Origin of the sequence: Nocardiopsis sinuspersici, assembly GCF_001998325.1 — a bacterium.
In the GTDB taxonomy this organism is placed as follows: Bacteria; Actinomycetota; Actinomycetes; order Streptosporangiales; family Streptosporangiaceae; genus Nocardiopsis; species Nocardiopsis sinuspersici.
The window spans coordinates 4,668,150-4,683,976 of sequence record NZ_MCOK01000001.1 but is presented as its reverse complement, the minus strand read 5'-3'; the positions used below and the strand labels follow the sequence as shown (position 1 = coordinate 4,683,976).

The following is a 15,827-nucleotide window of genomic DNA, read 5'->3' as shown; positions in this document are numbered from 1 at the left end:
TGGGTGGTCGCCCCGTCCTAATGGTTATTTAAAGATAACTATTATCGCATCATAGTTACACTGGACGGGTGACACCACATGACGACGATCACGACGAGCTGCTGGCCGACCTCGCCCACGCCGTCCAGGACCTGGCGCGGGAGCTCAGACGCGGCGACGACTCCGGCATCGCCCCGCTCACCGGCACGCAGGTGACGGTGCTGCGCTACCTGGACGGCCACCCCGGGGCTCGGCCCGCGGCCGTCGCCGAGGCACTCGGCCTCCAGCGCAGCAATCTGAGCGCGGCGCTGCGCGTACTCCAGAACGAGGGCCTGGTCCGCCGCGAGGCCGACCCCGAGGACGCCCGCGTGGGCCGGCTCCACCTCACGGACCGGGCGGACGAGAACATCCGCCGCCTGGGCGTGATGTGGTCGCGGCGGCTGGCGGCCGTGGCCGGGGGAAGGCGGCGGGACCGGATCGCGGACGCCGCGGACCTGATCGACGACCTCGCGCGCGCACTGCGCTCGAACGGTGCCGATCCCCGGCCGGACCCGTTCTGAACGGTCGGGCCCGCGGCCCGGGCGGTCACCGTCGGAGACCGCGGGGACCTCTGCGGACAGGATCCGCGGCCGGTCCGCTCCCCGGGCGCCCTGGGGCCACGCGCAGGGAACCGCCCTCCCGGCCCGCGTTCGGGAGGGCGGTTCCGTGCCCTCGGAGCGGGCGGTCAGCCCTTCACGGCACCGATGATGACGCCCTTGGTGAAGTGCTTCTGCACCAGCGGGTAGATGAACGTGACCGGCACCAGCGCCACCACCACGATGGCCATCTGGATGGCCAGGTTGGGCGCCGACGCGGTTCCTCCCTGCACCGCGTCGCCGATCACCGAGCTCGAACTGAGCTGCTGGCCCTGCTGCACGTACTGGCGCAGCACCAGTTGCAGCGGCCACTTGGAGTTGTCGTTGATGTAGAGGATGGCGTTGAAGAAGGCGTTCCAGTAGCCCACCGCGTAGAACAGGCCGACCACCGCGGTGACGCCCTTGGACATGGGCAGGACCAGCCGGGTCAGGATGGTCCACTCGCTCGCCCCGTCCACGCGGGCGCTGTCGCCGATCTCCTGGGGCAGGTTCATGAAGAACGCCCGCATCACCACCAGGTTGAACGCGTTCACCGCCGTCGGCAGGATCAGCGACCAGTAGCTGTCGATCATCCCGAGGTCGCTGACCAGCAGGTACAGCGGGATCATCCCGGGGGCGAACAGGAAGGTCAGCAGCACCGCGAACAGCAGCGGCCGGTGCCACAGCGATCCCGGTTGGGACAGCCCGTACGCGGCCAGGACGGTCGCGACCAGGCTGACCAGGGTTCCCACCGCGGTGACCCCCAGGCTGACCAGGACGGCCCGGGTCACCACGCCTCCGCTGAACAGGTCGGCGTAGGCCTGGAAGGAGATCCCCTGCGGGACCAGCACCAGGCCGCCCGCGCTGTTCACCGCCGCCGCGGGGGACAGGCTGGTCAGGATCACGACGTAGAGGGGGAAGACGATGACGACCGCGATGGCGGCCAGTGTGGTGCTCTTCGCCGCACTCGCGGGAAGGCTCGGGCGCTCCGCCCAGACGGGGCGGTCCTTGAACAGTGTGCTCATGCTCGTCGGTAGATTCCGTGTTCGCCCATCTTGTGGGCCAGCTTGTTGGCCAGCAGGATGAGGACCAGTCCGACCACGCCCTTGACCAGGCCCGCGACCGCTCCCGCGCTGAAGTTCCCCGTCACCAGGGTCTGGTGGTAGATGAAGGTGTCCAGGACCTCCGACACGTTCGAGCCGAACGCGTCCCGCTGTAGGTAGAACTGCTCGAAGCCGACGTTGAGGATGTCACCGAGCTTGAGGATGAGCAGCAGGATGATCACCGGCCGCAGACCCGGCAGGGTGATGTGCCACATGCGCCGCCACCGCCCGGCGCCGTCCACGGCGGCGGACTCGTAGAGGTTCTGGTTCACGGCCGCCAGCGCCGCGAGGAAGATGATCGTCCCCCACCCGGCGTCCTTCCAGATCATCTGGGAGGTGACCACGAACAGGAACGCGTCCGGGTCGGTCATGATCTCCAGCGGCGCGTACCCGTTCTGCCGGAGCATCTGCGAGAACAGCCCGGCACCGCCCAGGATCTGCTGGAACAGGGTGACGACCAGGACCCAGGAGAAGAAGTGCGGCATGTACACGACGCTCTGGAGCACCAGCCGCAGCCTCGGGGAGAGGACGCTGTCCAGCAGGATGGCCAGGGCGATGGGGATGGGGAAGAAGAACACCAGTTGGACGGCGGCGATCATCAGGGTGTTGCCGACCGCGCTCCAGAAGCGGGGGTCGGTGAACAGCCGCTCGAACTGGGTCAGTCCCACCCACGGGCTGCCCAGCACGCCGTCCCAGGGGTTGTACTCCTGGAAGGCGATGACGTTGCCGAGGGTCGGCGTGTAGTGGAACACCGCCAGCAGCCCGATCGCCGGGAGCGTCATCAGCAGCAGTTGCCAGTCGCGGCGCAGCCTGGCCGACAACGAGGGCCTGGCGCGCACCGAGGCGTGCCCGCCCCGGTGGTCGGGGACGGCCGGGGGCCGCCCCCGGCCGCCGCGCCGGCGGGGCGCGGAGGACGGGGGCGGTGCCTCGCTCGTGGTCACGGTCCGCTCAGTCACGTCCGTGCTCCTGGAGGACCTTCATGTAGAACTCCCGGCCCTCGTCGCCGCCGTCGCGGCGCCAGTTCGCGACGGCCTCGTCCAGTGCCCCGAGGCCCTCGCGGCCCCGGATGATGTCCTCCACCCTGTCGGTCATGGGGGTCTCGGCCGCGGAGAAGCGCTCGGGGCGCTGGATGCGGATGCCCGCGAACGGGTCCTCCTCGGTGAACTGCGCCGCGTGGTTGTACCAGTCGCACTTCCACTGGACGAAGTCCGGGTACTGGCTCTCGGTGACCGCCGGGGGACGCCCGCTCAGGAAGTAGTAGCCGTCGTTGACCTCCGCGTTGCCCGTGTCGGTGAGCTGCGGGGCGCCGTCGTCGTTGAGCTCGTGGTGGACGCCCTCCTCGCCGTAGCGGTAGTCCATGTACTCCCGCGTCCCGAACGGCGCGGCGCAGAAGTCGAGGATGCCGAGGATCTCCTCGACCTGCTCCGGCTCCATGCCCTTGCGCACGAACACGGACTGGCCGGAGGGGTCGCTGCGGTGCATGACGGGGTCGCCGCCGCCGTTGCCGAAGACCGGCATCAGGTCCAGGCGGAAGTCGGGGTTGTCGCCGAGCATCTGCATGTAGGCCTCGTGCCAGGCGCCGATGCCGTCCTGGTTGAAGACGATCTGCCCGGAGTTGAGCAGTTCCTTGGCGTTGTCGCCCTGGGCGACGATGTCTGGGTGGACCAGCCCGGCGTCGAACACCTTGCGCATGTACTCGACGCTGGCCCTCCACTCGTCGGTCTCGAACATGTGGACGAGCTCGCCGCCCTCGTAGCGCCACTGCTTGGGCGCGCCGAAGACCTGGCGCATGCTGAGGTTGAAGTCGCCGAACGCCCAGCGGTTGTTGTCGGGGTCGTTGACCTCCTCGCCGATCGCGAAGAGGTCGTCGGGGCTGGAGGGCGGCTCGATGCCGTACTCCTCCATGAGGTCGCGCCGGTACAGGACCCAGTTGCCGAAGGGCTCGGAGGGCCAGGGCACGCCGTGGAGCCGCTGGTTGAAGACGTTCCACCGCCAGGCGTCGCTGTCCAGGTTGGCGAGCAGGGGGTAGGCCCGAGCCGCGTCACCGGCCAGGTGGGGGGTCAGGTCCTCGAAGAGCTCGCCGACGGCCCGGTTGAACTGCGGGATCAGGTTGATGGTCCAGTCGGGGATCATCGTGATGTCGGCGACGTCGCGTCCGGCGATCACCGCGTTCATCTTGTCGATGACCGTGTTGCCGTCCTGGAAGTTGAACTCGACCGTGGCGCCGAGGCGCCCGTTGACGTAGTCGAAGAAGGAGTTGGCGCCCAGGCCGGGCGGGATCGGACCCCACAGGGGGGTCATCGCCGTGTAGTGCCCGCCCCTGCCGGGGGCCTCGGGCATGGCCCGGACGAAATTCTCGGGGTAGGCGGTGAACCCGTCCGGAGCGCCGTGCCGCCCCTTGATGTCGGGGGTGACCCCCTCGAACGGGATGTGGGTGGGGATCAGGTCGTCCAGCGAGCCGGCGTCGGAGGCGGACCCGCCACCGCCGCCGCCCGACCCCGACCCGCAGCCGGAGAGGGCGCCCGCGGTGAGCGCGGCGGTGGTGGAGGCACCCACCAGGCCGAGGAAGCGGCGCCGGCGTATCGCCGGGCGCAGGGGGTGGGAAGGCATAGCGTCGTTCCTTCGGTAGGCCAGGCCGCAGCCCAGGGGGGTAGGAAACGAAGGGCCATTTTGCTATGAATTAGTTGGCCGTTTAGGCAAACAAATTACTCCACTGTGAAGTAGCACACAAGGCCCTCCGGTATCGAAGTCGAAGCGGTTCGATTTCCGAGAGCAATACTCCCTGTGCGCGAGAGGCGGACACCCCCCATGACCAGTCAGACACCGGTACCGCCCTACCGGAACCCCGACCTGCCGGACGAACACCGTCTGGACGACCTGCTCGGACGCCTCACCACCGAGGAGAAGATCGGCCTGCTCCACCAGCACCAGGCCCCCGTCGAACGCCTCGGCATCGGCTCCTTCCGCACCGGGACCGAGGCCCTGCACGGCCTGGCCTGGCTCGGACCGGCCACCGTCTACCCGCAGGCCGTCGGCCTGGCCAGCACCTGGGACCCGGACCTGGTCCGCCGCGTCGGCCGGGCCACCGCCGACGAGGTGCTCGCCCGGCTGGACGCGGGCGCCGGGCGCAACGTCTGGGCGCCCGTGGTCAACCCGCTGCGCGACCCCCGGTGGGGCCGCAACGAGGAGGGCTACTCCGAGGACGCCTGGCTGACCGGCCTCCTGGCCGCCGCCCACGCCCGCGGACTGGCGGGGGAGGGACCGCGCCTGCGCACCGCGCCCACCCTCAAGCACTTCCTCGCCTACAACAACGAGGAGGACCGCTGCACCACCTCCAGCGACCTGCCGCCGCGCGTCCTGCGCGAGTACGAGCTGGAGGCCTTCCTGCCCGCCCTGGCCGACGGGGCGGCCGTGGCCGTCATGCCCTCCTACAACCTGGTCAACGGACGTCCCGCGCACCTGAGCCCGCTGATCGAGGACGTGCTGCGCCGGGCCGCCCCCGACCACATCCTGGTGGTCAGCGACGCCTACGCCCCCGCCAACCTCACGGAGGCGCAGCGCTTCCACCCCGACCTGCCCACCGCCTACGCGCACGCCGTCCGGGCCGGCCTCGACAGCTTCACCCAGGACGACGACCGCACCGAGGCCACACTCGGGCACGTGCGCGAGGCGCTGCGGCGGGGACTTCTCGCCGAGGCCGACATCGACCGCGCCGCTCGGCACGTGCTGTCGGTCCGCCTCCGGCTGGGCGAGTTCGATCCCGGGTTCGGGGCCGGAGGCGGGGACCTGCTGGCCGGTGACGGATCGGCCGGGGTCGCCGTGGACGGGGGAGCCCTCGACACCCCCGAGCACCGGGCGCTGGCCCGTGAGGCGGCCACCCGCTCGCTCGTGCTGCTGCGCGAGGACGGGGTGCTGCCGCTGCGCGGCGTGCGCCGGGTCGCCGTCGTCGGCCAGCTCGGCGACACCGTGCTGGAGGACTGGTACAGCGGCACACTGCCCTACTCCGTCACCGCGCGGGCCGGGATCGCCGAACGCGTCGAGACGGTGTTCTGCGAGGGGGTCGACCGCGTACACCTGAGCTCGTCCGGCCGGAGCGTGGTCGTCGAACCGGGAGAGGGGGAACCGCTGCGGCTGGAGGGCACGGTCCACGACGCCGGGGGAAGCGCGTTCGACCTCCTGGACTGGGGAGGCGGGGCCCTGGCGCTGCGTTCGGCGGCGACGGGCGCGTACCTGGACGAGGGCCCGGACGGCACCCTGGTCTGCACCGCCCCCGGCCCCGGCACCTGGGAGGTGCGCCAGACCTTCCGCCTGGAGGAGGCGGAGCCGGAGCGGTTCGCGCTGGTACAGATCCACACAGGACGCCACGTCCGAGTCGGCGGCGACGGCACCACCCTCGTGCTGGCCGAGGGAGCGGAGCACGCCGTGCCCTTCCGGATCCGGGGCCTGGGCAGCGGCGCCGACGAGGCCGCGCGGGTGGCCGCCACCGCCGACGCGGCGGTGGTCGTCCTGGGCGACCACCCCATGGTCAACGGGCGCGAGACCGAGGACCGGGCCGACCTGGACCTGCCCGCCGCCCAGGAGCGTGTGCTGCGCGCCGTGCGCGGGGCCAACCCGGCCACCGTCCTGGTACTCAGCAGCGGATACCCGTTCGGGACCACGTGGGCCGACGAACACGTTCCGGCGATCCTGTGGTCGGCGCACGGCGGCCAGGAGTACGGGCACGCGCTCGCCGACGTGCTGTTCGGCGACGCCGAGCCCGCCGGACGGCTCACCCAGACCTGGTACCGGTCCGCCGACGACCTGCCCGGGATGCTCGACTACGACATCATCGGCGCGCGCGGCACCTACCTGTACTTCGAGGGGGAGCCGCTCTACCCGTTCGGGCACGGACTCGGCTACACGCGGGTCGAGTACGCGGAGCCGGTGGTCGGGGTGGAGGACGGACGGGTCACCGTCACGGTCACGGTCGCCAACACCGGGACGCGGCCCGCCGAGGAGGTGGTGCAGGTGTACACCCGCCAGCTCGCCTCACGGGTGCGGACCCCGCTGCGGGCGCTGCGCGGATTCGCCCGGGTGCGCGTGGAACCGGGGAGCGGCGCCGTGGCCACGGTGTCCTTCGACGTGGACCGGCTCGCCCTGTGGGACACCACCCGGGACCGCTTCGTGGTGGAGGAGGCGCCGCGCGAGGTGCTCGTCGGGCGCTCGGCGACCGACATCCGCGCCACCGCCGCCCTGGACGTGCCCGGCGAGGACATCCCGCCCCGCGACGCGCTCACCCCGTGGTCGGCGGCGGGCTACGACGACGCCCGGGACACCTCGCTGTGCCCGCTCACCCCGGAGCGGGGCGACGCCGTGCGCTCACGCGGGAAGGGCGCGTGGGCGGCCTTCCACGGAGTCGACCTCGGCGACGGGGCCACCGGGTGCCGCCTGCGGGTGAACGCCGAGCACGCCTGCGTGCTCCGGCTGCGCCTGGACGACCCCGAGGAGGGGCCGACCGTCGCCGAGGTCGACGTCCCGGCGGGCTCCGACGGCTACGACTTCACCGAGGTCGGCGCGGCCGTCGCCGGCGCCCGGGGGATCCGCGACCTCTACCTGGTCTTCGACCGTCCGGGCGCGGCCGTCGCGACCCTGGGGTTCGTCCGCGGCTGACGGGAGGCTCAGGCGGGGTCCGGGGCGGTGGGGACGGCCGGTGCCCGGGGCTCGGGCAGGGGCAGCAGCCCCGCGTCGAGCGAGTGGATCATCGCGGTGGCCCCGCCCCGGGCCGCCGCGCTCAGCCCCAGGGACGACAGCTCCACCCGGCAGCCGCCCGCCCCCGGAGCGAACGAGCTCGCCACCGACTCCGCCCGGCAGTTCGGCAGCAGCCACGGCCCCATGGGCACGAAGTAGCCGCCCAGCACCACCAGGCCCGGGTTGGTGACGTTGATGAGCATGGCCAGGCCCCGGCCCAGCCACGTGCCCGCCCGCTCCAGCGCGCCCACGGCCGTCGCGTCGCCGCCGCGGGCGCGCTCCACCGCCGCCTCCACCAGCCGGGCGACGTCGTCGCCCGAGAGCGGGCGGTCCGGGACCAGGTCGGGTACGGCCCCGCGCAGGATCGTCCCGATCCCGGCCAGCGCCTCCAGGCATCCCCGCCGCCCGCACGCGCACTCCGGCCCGTCCGGGACCAGCGACAGGTGGCCCACCTCGCCCGCGAACCCGCTGGAACCGCGCAGCGGCTCCCCGCCGACCAGCAGTCCGGCGCCGATCCCCACCTCGCCGGTCAGGTACACCAGGTCGGCCGTGCCCGCGAACGAGCCCACCCGGTACTCGGCCACCGCGCCCAGGTTCGCGTCGTTGTCCACACGCACCGGGACGCCCTCCATCCCGGCCTCGCGCAGCAGGTCCGACAACAGCCCGCGCAGCGGCACGTCGCGCCAGCCGAGGTTGGGCGCGTGCGTCACCGTCCCGTCGTCGATCAGCGCGGGGACCGCCACGCTCACCCCCACCACGGTGCGCCCGCTCAGCCCAGGGTCCGCGGCCATCGCGCTCAGGGTGTGCGCGATGTGCCGTGCGCACTCCCGCGCCCCGGCCGACCGGGCGTCGAAGGGGACGTGGCGGCTGACCAGTTCACGCTGGAGCAGGTCCACGGCGACCACCGACAGGTAGTCCACGTTGACCTCCAGGCCGACCGCGGCGATCGAGGAGTCGTCCAGGGCCAGCAGCACCCCGGGGCGGCCCACCCGCTGCCGGGAGTTGCGCCCCGTCTCCCGGACCAGCCCGCGCGCCATGAGGTCGGCGACCAGGCTGGACACCGTGGTCTTGTTCAGCCCGGTGGCCGAGGCGACCGCCGCCCGCGAGCAGGGGGACAGTTCGCGGACCGTGCGCAGCACGACCCCCAGGTTCGTCTCCCGAACCCTCTGGAAACTCACCGTTCCCGAACCGACCGTCACCTGGTCCCCCTCGCCTCGCCCGACGCGGCACACTGTGCCCGGATCGTACAGGGGCGTCCGGGCGCGCCCCGAAAACCGGTTGTGCCCTCCCGGAGTCTCTGGTGGGATCCGGAGCATGGTGCCCCACGACGTCTTCCGCGACCAGCCCGTCCTCACCGGGACGAGGGTCCGACTCGAACCGCTCGACGCCGTGACCGGCGCCCACTTCGTCGAACCCGTCCTGAACATGGACCCGGAGGTGCGCCGCCTCACCGGTACCCACCGCAGGTTCACCGAGGAGGAGCTGCTCCGCTGGGCCGCGACCCGCCCCGACCACCACGACCGCGCCGACTGGGTCGTCTTCGGCCGGGAGGACGGCGCCTCCCTGGGCGAGTGCGCCCTGATCGACCTGGACCCGGACAACGCCAGCGCGGGCTACCGGATCGCGCTCAACAGCATGTCCGTCACCGGCAGGGGCTACGGGACCGAGGCCACCGACCTGGTCCTGGAGTACGCCTTCACCGTGGCCGGGCTGCACCGGGTCTCCCTGGAGGTCTTCGCGTTCAACACCCGTGCCCAGAAGTCCTACGCCCGGTCCGGGTTCGTGAGGGAGGGCGTATGGCGCGGGTGCCTGCGCTGGGACGGTGAGTGGCACGACGCGGTGCTGATGTCGATCCTGGCCGAGGAGTACGCCGAGCTGCGCGCCGCCCGGAACCGGTAGCGGTTCTCCCGGCCCGCCGGCCCCAGCGGTTAGTCTCGGGCCCATGCCCGTTCCCGAGTTCCTCCTCGCACTGCGCCGACACGTCGGACACGGCCTCCTGCCCCTCGTGGGCGTGACGGCGGTGGTGATCGGGGAGGAGGGCGAGGTCCTGCTGCACCGGCGCGCCGACGACGGCCGCTGGTCCACGCCCGGCGGCATCCTGGAGCCCGAGGAGGAGCCCGCCCGGGCCGTGGTCCGCGAGGTCCGCGAGGAGACCGGCGTGGAGGTCGAGGTGGAGCGGCTCGCCAGCGTGGCCGCCCAGGAGCCCTTCACCTACCCCAACGGCGACCGGGTGCAGTTCCTGGACCTGGCCTTTCGCTGCCGTCCCGTGGGCGGCGCCCCCGACACCAGCGGCGACGAGACGCTGGAGGTGCGCTGGTTCGGTCCGGACGCCCTGCCGGACATGCCCCGGCGCATCCTCGACCGGATCGGGTACGCCCGCGAGGACCGCACGGACCCCTTCTACGTCACCTGAACCGCTTCCGGCCGACACGCCGACCGGGGGTCCACCACCCGCCGCACCGCCTGCCCCTAGGGTGTTCCGCGACCGCCGGGCACATACGGGCCCGGCCTTCCGAGATCCTTGACTTTCTCGAACGCGAGTTCGATAGGCTGCCCGCGTGAGTCTCCTGAACGAACAGATCGACGTCCGCTCCACCGAGGGCGGGAGCCCCGTGCGGTTCACCTGGCGCGGCCGCACCTTCCGGGTGCGCAGGATCATCGGTGACTGGCCCGTGCGCCCCGAGGCGCCCGGCACTCCCGCCACCGGGGTCCACATGCTCCGCGTCTCGGCCGAGTCCGACGCCGGCGAGCCCAGCATCGTCGACATCTCCCGCGACGCCGGGTCCGACCGCTGGACCATGCGCCGCCAGTGGAACTAGGGCGTGTGTGGTGGGTGCCGCCCGTCGTTTGGAGGGCGCTGCGCGCGGATCCCTCCTTGTCCGGGCGCCCTGTAGGCGGGAGCCTTCGGATCCGCCGGTATGGCGGCTCGGCCCGCGCCGCCGCCCGCCACCGCCCTCGAACGACGGCCTCCGGTCGCAGTACCTGTCGTCCCGCCTACGGATCCTCCAGAACCCCGTCGGCGCCCGAACGACACCCCCGGGGGCTGAGCGAGTACGCACAACACAGGTGGGACCCCGGGGTGTTAGAGGAAGACCCTGCCGCGCCGGGTGCGGTCGCGCAGGGCGGCCATCCGGCGGGTGTTCCCCGGCCGCCGGACCAGCAGGTGGTACAGCAGCAGCGAGAAGCCCCGGTCGGTGCGCGCCCGGTCCGCCATCTCACCCATGTTGATCCGCGTGTACAGGCGTCCGCCCCCGGCGGTGATCCGCGCGGCGTAGGCCCCCTCGGGGACGTGCGCGTAGGCGTGGTTGTCGGCCGTGTACTCCATGGCCCGCGACAGCGCCGCTCCCAGTCCGGGGACCAGGTCCGCGCCCAGGGTCGCGGTCCTTCGCCAGAAGCCGGCGTGTCCGGCGGCCACGTGCCCCAGCTGGTGCGCGACCAGGAAGGCCAGCGCCCGCGGATCACGGACCCTGCCGTCAGGACCGAACAGCTCGTCCGACAGCACCAGGTACCGGCGCAGCCCGTGCCCGGCGGCGTCCGTCTCCCGGTGGCGCCCTCCCACCCGCACGTACACCTCCGGGGTCCGGGACAGCCCCATCCCGGCGGCCAGCGACACCACCGTCCGGTACACCTCGGGGAACTGGGTGGGCGAGATCTTCACCGACTCCGCCCTGCGCCGCGCGTACAGCAGCCCCCGCACCTTCCAGTACACGGCGGCCACCGCGGCCGGGACGGCGGCCGCCCACACCCACGACCCCGTCGCGGACCACACCGCGTGGACCAGCCCGGCGGCCATCAGCAGGGTCACGCCCACGCACACGGCCAGCAGCGGCGCCTCCCACGGGTGCGCGGGCGCCGGGACGACCTCCTCGTCGGCGTCGAGCGCGTACGGTTCCCCGGGGTAGCCGGGAAGGGCGGGCCGCTGGTCCGCTCCCGGGCCGGACACCGCGGAACCGTCGGGCACACCGTGGACCGAACAGGCGGTGGCACGCCCCTCCGGCGGCGTCACATGGGACATCCTGCCTCCCCTCGGGTCGCGGCGGTCTGCGGGACGGCGGGGGATGACTACTTCCTGTGTCCGAATATTACTTTCCGCTGCCCTGGGGGTGGGGTTGGCGCGCGACGGCGTGTCCGGGACCCTGCCCGTCCAGCGGGCAGGAGCCGGTGCGCCGCCGCCTTCGGAGTACCCCCGTCACCGGGAGCCCCCCGATCCCGAAACGTCACCCGGGGTGACCGCGGTGGTCGGGGAGGCGGTCAGCCCGGCCGCTCGTACTGGCGCATCTCCTCGGCGAGCACGTCCAGGAAGCGGTCCACCTGCGCGGGGTCGTACCCCGGCCGCGCGCGTGTGGTGGCGAACTGGACCCGCTCCACCTCGGCGGCGGTGAGGGTCGCCCGTTCGGGCTGTCCCCGCTGGAGCACGCCCAGCGTGAACTCGGCACGGTCCAGGAAGTCGTCGACCTCCTGCTCGTTGTAGCCCGTGGTCAGCCGGGTCGTGGCGAACTGCTGCTCCCGGATGTCCTCGGGGGTCATCCCGAAGCCCCGTGGCGGCCGGGGCGGCCGGTCGGACGGCCCTGTTCCATGACGCTGCCGCGGTTCGTCCGGCGGATGGCCCTGGGTCCGCGAGGGAGTGCCCGGGACACCGGGGCCGCCAGGACGGCCCCGGCCTCCCACGGGTCCGGGGGGCGGGGGCGGCTGCTGCTGACCGTTGGAGCGCCCGAGCCCGCGTCCGGCCAGGTCGGCGACCACGGTGTCGAGGAAGTCGTCGACCTCGTCCTCGTGGTACCCCGGGCTCAGCCTCGTGGTGCGAAACCGCGCGTTGCGCACCTCGTCGGCCGTGATGAGGGGGCCGGTGCGCGGCCCGCCCTCCAGGGCGATGAGCGTCGCCTCGATCCGGTCCAGGAGTTCGTCGACGTCCTCCTCGTTGTAACCCGGGCGCAGACGCACCGTGTGGAACTTCTTTTCGCGGATGTCCGCCGGTGTCAGAGGCATGGTCCCCATTGTGCAGTTCCGAGGTTCTCCGGGCGGTTATCCCCGGGCTGTGCGCGACTCGGCGTCGTCGAGCCGTTCCGCGAGGTCGGACAGGACGTACGAGACCTGGCTGCGGTCGTATCCGCGCAGGACCAGGTCCAGGGTGGCCGCCCGCAGCTCCTGGGCGGTGATGGGGTCCGGGTTCTGCTCCGGAGGCAGGCCGGCGATCGGTATCGCCGCGTCGGTGAAGACCGGAGCGCCGGTGAGCGTGGCCAGAGTGAAGTTGACGCGGTCGATGAGACCGTCCACCTGGTGGCGGTGGAAGCCCCGCAGGACCACGTCGAAGGCGGGCAGCGGCTGGGGCGCAGGGGACGTCATGGACGCATTATGCCTGTCGGGGGTGGCCTCCGCCACACACCGCGGCCGTTTGCGGCCGGGTGCCTGCGTCCCGGTCCGCCTCACTGACGCGTGAGGTAGGTGGACAGGCCGAGGGCGATGGCGTCGGCGGCCCGCTTCCGCCACGCGGGGTCCTTCATGAGCGCGGCGTCCTCGGGGTTGCGCATGTTGCCCGTCTCCAGGAACACCTTGGGCACGTCGGACATGTTCAGCCCGCCCAGGTCGGTGCGCACGTCCAGGCCCTCGTCGGCGAGGTAGTCGGCGGTGGGGACGCCGCTGCCCTCCAGGTACGCGTGGTGGAGGTCCTCGGCGAGCAGCCGGGAGGGCTCCACGATGTCATCGGTGAAACCGTCGACGTCGCCGGGCGTGATCACGTGGAAGCCGCGCCCCGACTCGGGGCCGCCGTCGGCGTGGATGGACACGGCCGCGTCCGCCCCGGCCTCGTTGCCGATGCCCGCGCGCTCGTCGATGCACGGCCCGACGCCCTCGTTGTCCTCGCGGGTGAGGACGACCGTGGCGCCTTCGGCCTCCAGCCTCTCCTCGACCAGGACGGACAGCTCCCAGTTGAACTCGTGTTCGGCATAACCGCTCGTGGTCTCGGTGCCGACGGTGTCGCAGGCCTTCTCGTTCGGCCCGGCGGGGACCATCGCGCTGATCTCGTCGGAGGCGGAGGCGTTGCCGCCGTTGTGGCCGGGGTCGATGACGACGACCCGGCTGTCGAGGGGGCCGTCGTCGGCGGGTTCGCCGTCGGACCCGCCCGAGGCGCCGCCGTCGGACGGGTCGGCACCGTCCTCGGGGCCGGGAAGCGGCGGGGCCGCGGTGGGGTCGGCGCCGGACGGCGTTCCGGTCGACGCGGAGCAGGCGGCGGTGAGGAACAGGACCGAGGAGGCGAGGGACAGGGCGCGGACGGCGCGGCTCCGGGGCCCCGGCGGTACGGAGACGGGCATGCCCACAACCTAGCCGTTCGCGGTGTCCCGAACGTACCTCCGTGAGGGGCGCGGGGCACCGGGAACGCGACCGGTGCGGGAGTGCGGGATCCGGCCGGACGAGCGGCGGGCCGCCGGGCACATGGTCCCTCGCGCCGGAGGACACCGGATTGCCGGAAGCCATTCCAGAGACATTCCGGTGCGACACACTTATTAGTAAGACGCTTGATTCGTCGGTTGGTTTACAGGGACAGCAAAGATTTTTCCCAATCGAATGAGGCTGTCGCTCAGGGTAACATCGACATCTGGCGTGATGCCTTTGTTATGCCATTCATTGGCCTTTTACGGTCGCTCGATGTAAGCTCCTGGTCAGGAAACGGGACGTGGTTCCGACCCGGCCCCGCAAGGCTCCTCCGCCTTGTCGTTGCGGCCGTGTCCACCTGTTTCCGCTGGCAGTGGGCTTCTGTACGCCTTCGCCGTCCCCCATCCGACCCTGGTTCGTGATTCCCGCGCCCCGAGCTTCTCCACAGCCTGCGGTGGTACGCGTGTCCAGGCCAGCCCGACGAGTTCGGGCTGTGGCGATCCGAAGAGGATTGACTTGAAGAACAACCGCGTTACCGCGCGCCGCATTCTGCAGGGTGGTGCCGCTTTTGCCGCCCTGGGTGCGCTCAGCATTTCCACGGCTCTTCCCGCCGCCGCCGACACCCAGACCGTTGGCTGGGCCCACGCCAACGTCGCTGACGGGCTCGGTGTCGCCGCGACCCACATCACCCCGAAGGGCCAGGAGGACAGCGCCTCCAACGGTGGCACCTTCGCGCTCGACGACTACCTCAGCATCGACGCCTCCACCTCGGCCACGGTGAACGCCGGCGGGGCGACCTCGACGACCACGGTGAACAGCGCGCACCTCCAGCTCACCGCCTCCGACGTCGACGCGATCCTCGACGAGATCGAGAACCCCGAGGACAAGCCGTCCGAGGAGCCCTCCTCCCCCGAGAGCCCGTCCGACGAGCCCTCTCCTCCCGCTGAGACCCCGTCCGACGAGCCCTCCACCGACGACGGGACCGACGGCGGGACCGATGGCGGAACCGACGGCGAAGGCGACGGCACCGGTGGTGACGGCGCGGCCGACGGCGGCGCGGACGACGGTGAGGACGGGTCCGGTGGCGGTGAGGCCGGCGACGGCGCCGGTGGGACCGGCGGCGAGACCGGTGGAGCCGGCGACGGCGCCACCGCGCCGGAGGAGTCCGGCGACGAGTCCGGTGAGACCGGTGGCGAGAGCGGCGAAGGCGCCGGTGAGGCCGGCGATGGCACCGACGCCTCTTCCGCCCCGGCCGCCGCGGCCTCGGCCGAGGAGACCGTCACCCTGGAGGCGGACGACACCGCGCCGGCCGCCAACGGTGACGAGATCGTCCTCGACGCCACGATCAGCGGTGCGAGCGTCACCACCACGCAGAGCTGGAACGGCGACGTCTCCCACTCCTTCGAGGGCGGCGACGTCTCCATCGGGGTGAACGAGCTCGACGCCGAGGTCGGTCCCCTGTACGTCGACGAGGGCACCTACCCCTCCGAGGACGCCGGCTTCGAGTGGAACGACGCCTACACCGCCCTGCTGGTGGACGTCACCGTTCCCGGTCACTTCGAGGGCGGCTACGCGCTGGGTGTGACCTACGCCAGCATCGGCGCCGCTCCGGAGGAGGACCCCGGCAACGGTGGCGGCACCGGCGGCGGTGACGGTGACGAGGACAAGGGCGGTGACAAGGGCGACGACAAGGGCGACGACAAGAACCCGCCGGCCCGTGACCCCGAGACGCTGCCCAAGCCGGAGCCGAAGGCGACCGAGTCCCTGGCCCAGACCGGTAGCCCGGTGGTCGGCCTGATCGCGGCCGGTGCCGCGATCGCCACCGGCGGTGGCGCGGCCGCCTACCTCGCCCGCCGCAAGAAGAACGCCGCTGACTCCGCCACGGAGACCAGCGAGGACTAGGCCTTCGGCTTGGTGGTCGGCTGAGCCGACCGGGCCCCGGGGACGTGCTCCCCGGGGCCTTCCCGTGTTCCCGGCCCCTCACCGCCCCCGGCCCGACCGGTCCGCCCTGACCCCCGGCCTCCCGGACCCCGTC

General features: G+C 72.3%; 14 protein-coding genes. 6 read left to right on the top strand and 8 right to left on the bottom strand.

Annotated features, from left to right (window positions below; translation table 11 throughout):
* Window positions 1–68 precede the first annotated feature (68 nt).
* Window positions 69–539 carry a MarR family winged helix-turn-helix transcriptional regulator gene (locus NOSIN_RS20250; RefSeq protein WP_077692264.1) on the top strand — a complete coding sequence of 157 codons (471 nt, stop codon included), beginning with the start codon at window positions 69–71 and terminating at the stop codon, window positions 537–539.
* Between the two features lie 164 nt (window positions 540–703).
* On the opposite strand, the gene NOSIN_RS20245 is transcribed toward NOSIN_RS20250, so the two are convergent.
* Genes NOSIN_RS20245 through NOSIN_RS20235 form a run of 3 tightly spaced genes read right to left on the bottom strand, consistent with a single transcriptional unit; the run spans window position 704 to window position 4,306 of the window.
* Window positions 704–1,618 carry a carbohydrate ABC transporter permease gene (locus NOSIN_RS20245; protein ID WP_077692263.1) on the bottom strand — a complete coding sequence of 305 codons (915 nt, stop codon included), beginning with the start codon at window positions 1,616–1,618 and terminating at the stop codon, window positions 704–706.
* On the bottom strand, window positions 1,615–2,652 hold the full coding sequence (locus tag NOSIN_RS20240) for an ABC transporter permease (protein ID WP_077692262.1): 1,038 nt from the start codon (window positions 2,650–2,652) through the stop codon (window positions 1,615–1,617). The genes NOSIN_RS20245 and NOSIN_RS20240 overlap by 4 nt, the downstream gene beginning before the upstream one ends.
* Window positions 2,645–4,306: an extracellular solute-binding protein gene (locus NOSIN_RS20235; protein WP_077692261.1), complete on the bottom strand. Its 1,662-nt coding sequence runs from the start codon at window positions 4,304–4,306 to the stop codon at window positions 2,645–2,647. The genes NOSIN_RS20240 and NOSIN_RS20235 overlap by 8 nt, the downstream gene beginning before the upstream one ends.
* 198 nt (window positions 4,307–4,504) lie before the next feature.
* On the opposite strand from NOSIN_RS20235, the gene NOSIN_RS20230 reads away from it, so the two are divergent.
* The gene (locus NOSIN_RS20230; protein WP_077692260.1) at window positions 4,505–7,345 is read left to right on the top strand and encodes a glycoside hydrolase family 3 protein; all 2,841 of its coding nucleotides are present in this window, start codon (window positions 4,505–4,507) and stop codon (window positions 7,343–7,345) included.
* A gap of 8 nt (window positions 7,346–7,353) precedes the next feature.
* Here the strand turns inward: NOSIN_RS20230 and NOSIN_RS20225 are convergent, their stop codons facing one another.
* Window positions 7,354–8,622, bottom strand: coding sequence for an ROK family transcriptional regulator (locus NOSIN_RS20225; protein ID WP_077692259.1), 1,269 nt, complete (start codon window positions 8,620–8,622; stop codon window positions 7,354–7,356).
* A gap of 115 nt (window positions 8,623–8,737) precedes the next feature.
* Between NOSIN_RS20225 and NOSIN_RS20220 the strand changes: the two genes are divergently transcribed.
* The 3 genes from NOSIN_RS20220 to NOSIN_RS20210 all read left to right on the top strand — a co-directional run bounded on the left by NOSIN_RS20220 (window position 8,738) and on the right by NOSIN_RS20210 (window position 10,242).
* Window positions 8,738–9,322 carry a GNAT family N-acetyltransferase gene (locus NOSIN_RS20220; RefSeq protein ID WP_171986613.1) on the top strand — a complete coding sequence of 195 codons (585 nt, stop codon included), beginning with the start codon at window positions 8,738–8,740 and terminating at the stop codon, window positions 9,320–9,322.
* Window positions 9,323–9,365: 43 nt separating this feature from the next.
* Window positions 9,366–9,836 (top strand): NUDIX hydrolase, encoded by a 471-nt coding sequence (locus NOSIN_RS20215; protein ID WP_077692258.1) that lies wholly within the window; start codon window positions 9,366–9,368, stop codon window positions 9,834–9,836.
* A 145-nt stretch (window positions 9,837–9,981) separates the two neighbouring features.
* On the top strand, window positions 9,982–10,242 hold the full coding sequence (locus tag NOSIN_RS20210; RefSeq protein ID WP_077692257.1) for a DUF6504 family protein: 261 nt from the start codon (window positions 9,982–9,984) through the stop codon (window positions 10,240–10,242).
* Between the two features lie 263 nt (window positions 10,243–10,505).
* Here the strand turns inward: NOSIN_RS20210 and NOSIN_RS20205 are convergent, their stop codons facing one another.
* The 4 genes from NOSIN_RS20205 to NOSIN_RS20190 all read right to left on the bottom strand — a co-directional run bounded on the left by NOSIN_RS20205 (window position 10,506) and on the right by NOSIN_RS20190 (window position 13,731).
* Window positions 10,506–11,438 (bottom strand): M48 family metallopeptidase, encoded by a 933-nt coding sequence (locus NOSIN_RS20205; protein ID WP_143832965.1) that lies wholly within the window; start codon window positions 11,436–11,438, stop codon window positions 10,506–10,508.
* Window positions 11,439–11,674: 236 nt separating this feature from the next.
* Entirely contained in the window at window positions 11,675–12,418 is a 744-nt protein-coding gene (locus tag NOSIN_RS20200; protein ID WP_077692256.1) for a DivIVA domain-containing protein, read from the bottom strand.
* A 27-nt stretch (window positions 12,419–12,445) separates the two neighbouring features.
* Window positions 12,446–12,766, bottom strand: coding sequence for a hypothetical protein (locus NOSIN_RS20195; RefSeq protein WP_077692255.1), 321 nt, complete (start codon window positions 12,764–12,766; stop codon window positions 12,446–12,448).
* A gap of 80 nt (window positions 12,767–12,846) precedes the next feature.
* Entirely contained in the window at window positions 12,847–13,731 is an 885-nt protein-coding gene (locus NOSIN_RS20190) for an N-acetylmuramoyl-L-alanine amidase (RefSeq protein WP_077693678.1), read from the bottom strand.
* Window positions 13,732–14,308: 577 nt separating this feature from the next.
* On the opposite strand from NOSIN_RS20190, the gene NOSIN_RS20185 reads away from it, so the two are divergent.
* Complete coding sequence (locus NOSIN_RS20185; RefSeq protein WP_077692254.1) at window positions 14,309–15,694, top strand: LPXTG cell wall anchor domain-containing protein; 1,386 nt, start codon at window positions 14,309–14,311, stop codon at window positions 15,692–15,694.
* Window positions 15,695–15,827 lie beyond the last annotated feature (133 nt).

What these genes read in the sequence shown, in the direction of transcription:
- NOSIN_RS20245 (WP_077692263.1), bottom strand. Translation starts at nt 1,618, where the DNA reads ATGAGCACACTGTTCAAGGACCGCCCCGTCTGGGCGGAGCGCCCGAGC.
- NOSIN_RS20235 (WP_077692261.1), bottom strand. Translation starts at nt 4,306, where the DNA reads ATGCCTTCCCACCCCCTGCGCCCGGCGATACGCCGGCGCCGCTTCCTC.
- NOSIN_RS20230 (WP_077692260.1), top strand. Translation starts at nt 4,505, where the DNA reads ATGACCAGTCAGACACCGGTACCGCCCTACCGGAACCCCGACCTGCCG.
- NOSIN_RS20220 (WP_171986613.1), top strand. Translation starts at nt 8,738, where the DNA reads ATGGTGCCCCACGACGTCTTCCGCGACCAGCCCGTCCTCACCGGGACG.
- NOSIN_RS20215 (WP_077692258.1), top strand. Translation starts at nt 9,366, where the DNA reads ATGCCCGTTCCCGAGTTCCTCCTCGCACTGCGCCGACACGTCGGACAC.
- NOSIN_RS20205 (WP_143832965.1), bottom strand. Translation starts at nt 11,438, where the DNA reads ATGTCCCATGTGACGCCGCCGGAGGGGCGTGCCACCGCCTGTTCGGTC.
- NOSIN_RS20200 (WP_077692256.1), bottom strand. Translation starts at nt 12,418, where the DNA reads ATGGGGACCATGCCTCTGACACCGGCGGACATCCGCGAAAAGAAGTTC.
- NOSIN_RS20195 (WP_077692255.1), bottom strand. Translation starts at nt 12,766, where the DNA reads ATGACGTCCCCTGCGCCCCAGCCGCTGCCCGCCTTCGACGTGGTCCTG.
- NOSIN_RS20190 (WP_077693678.1), bottom strand. Translation starts at nt 13,731, where the DNA reads ATGCCCGTCTCCGTACCGCCGGGGCCCCGGAGCCGCGCCGTCCGCGCC.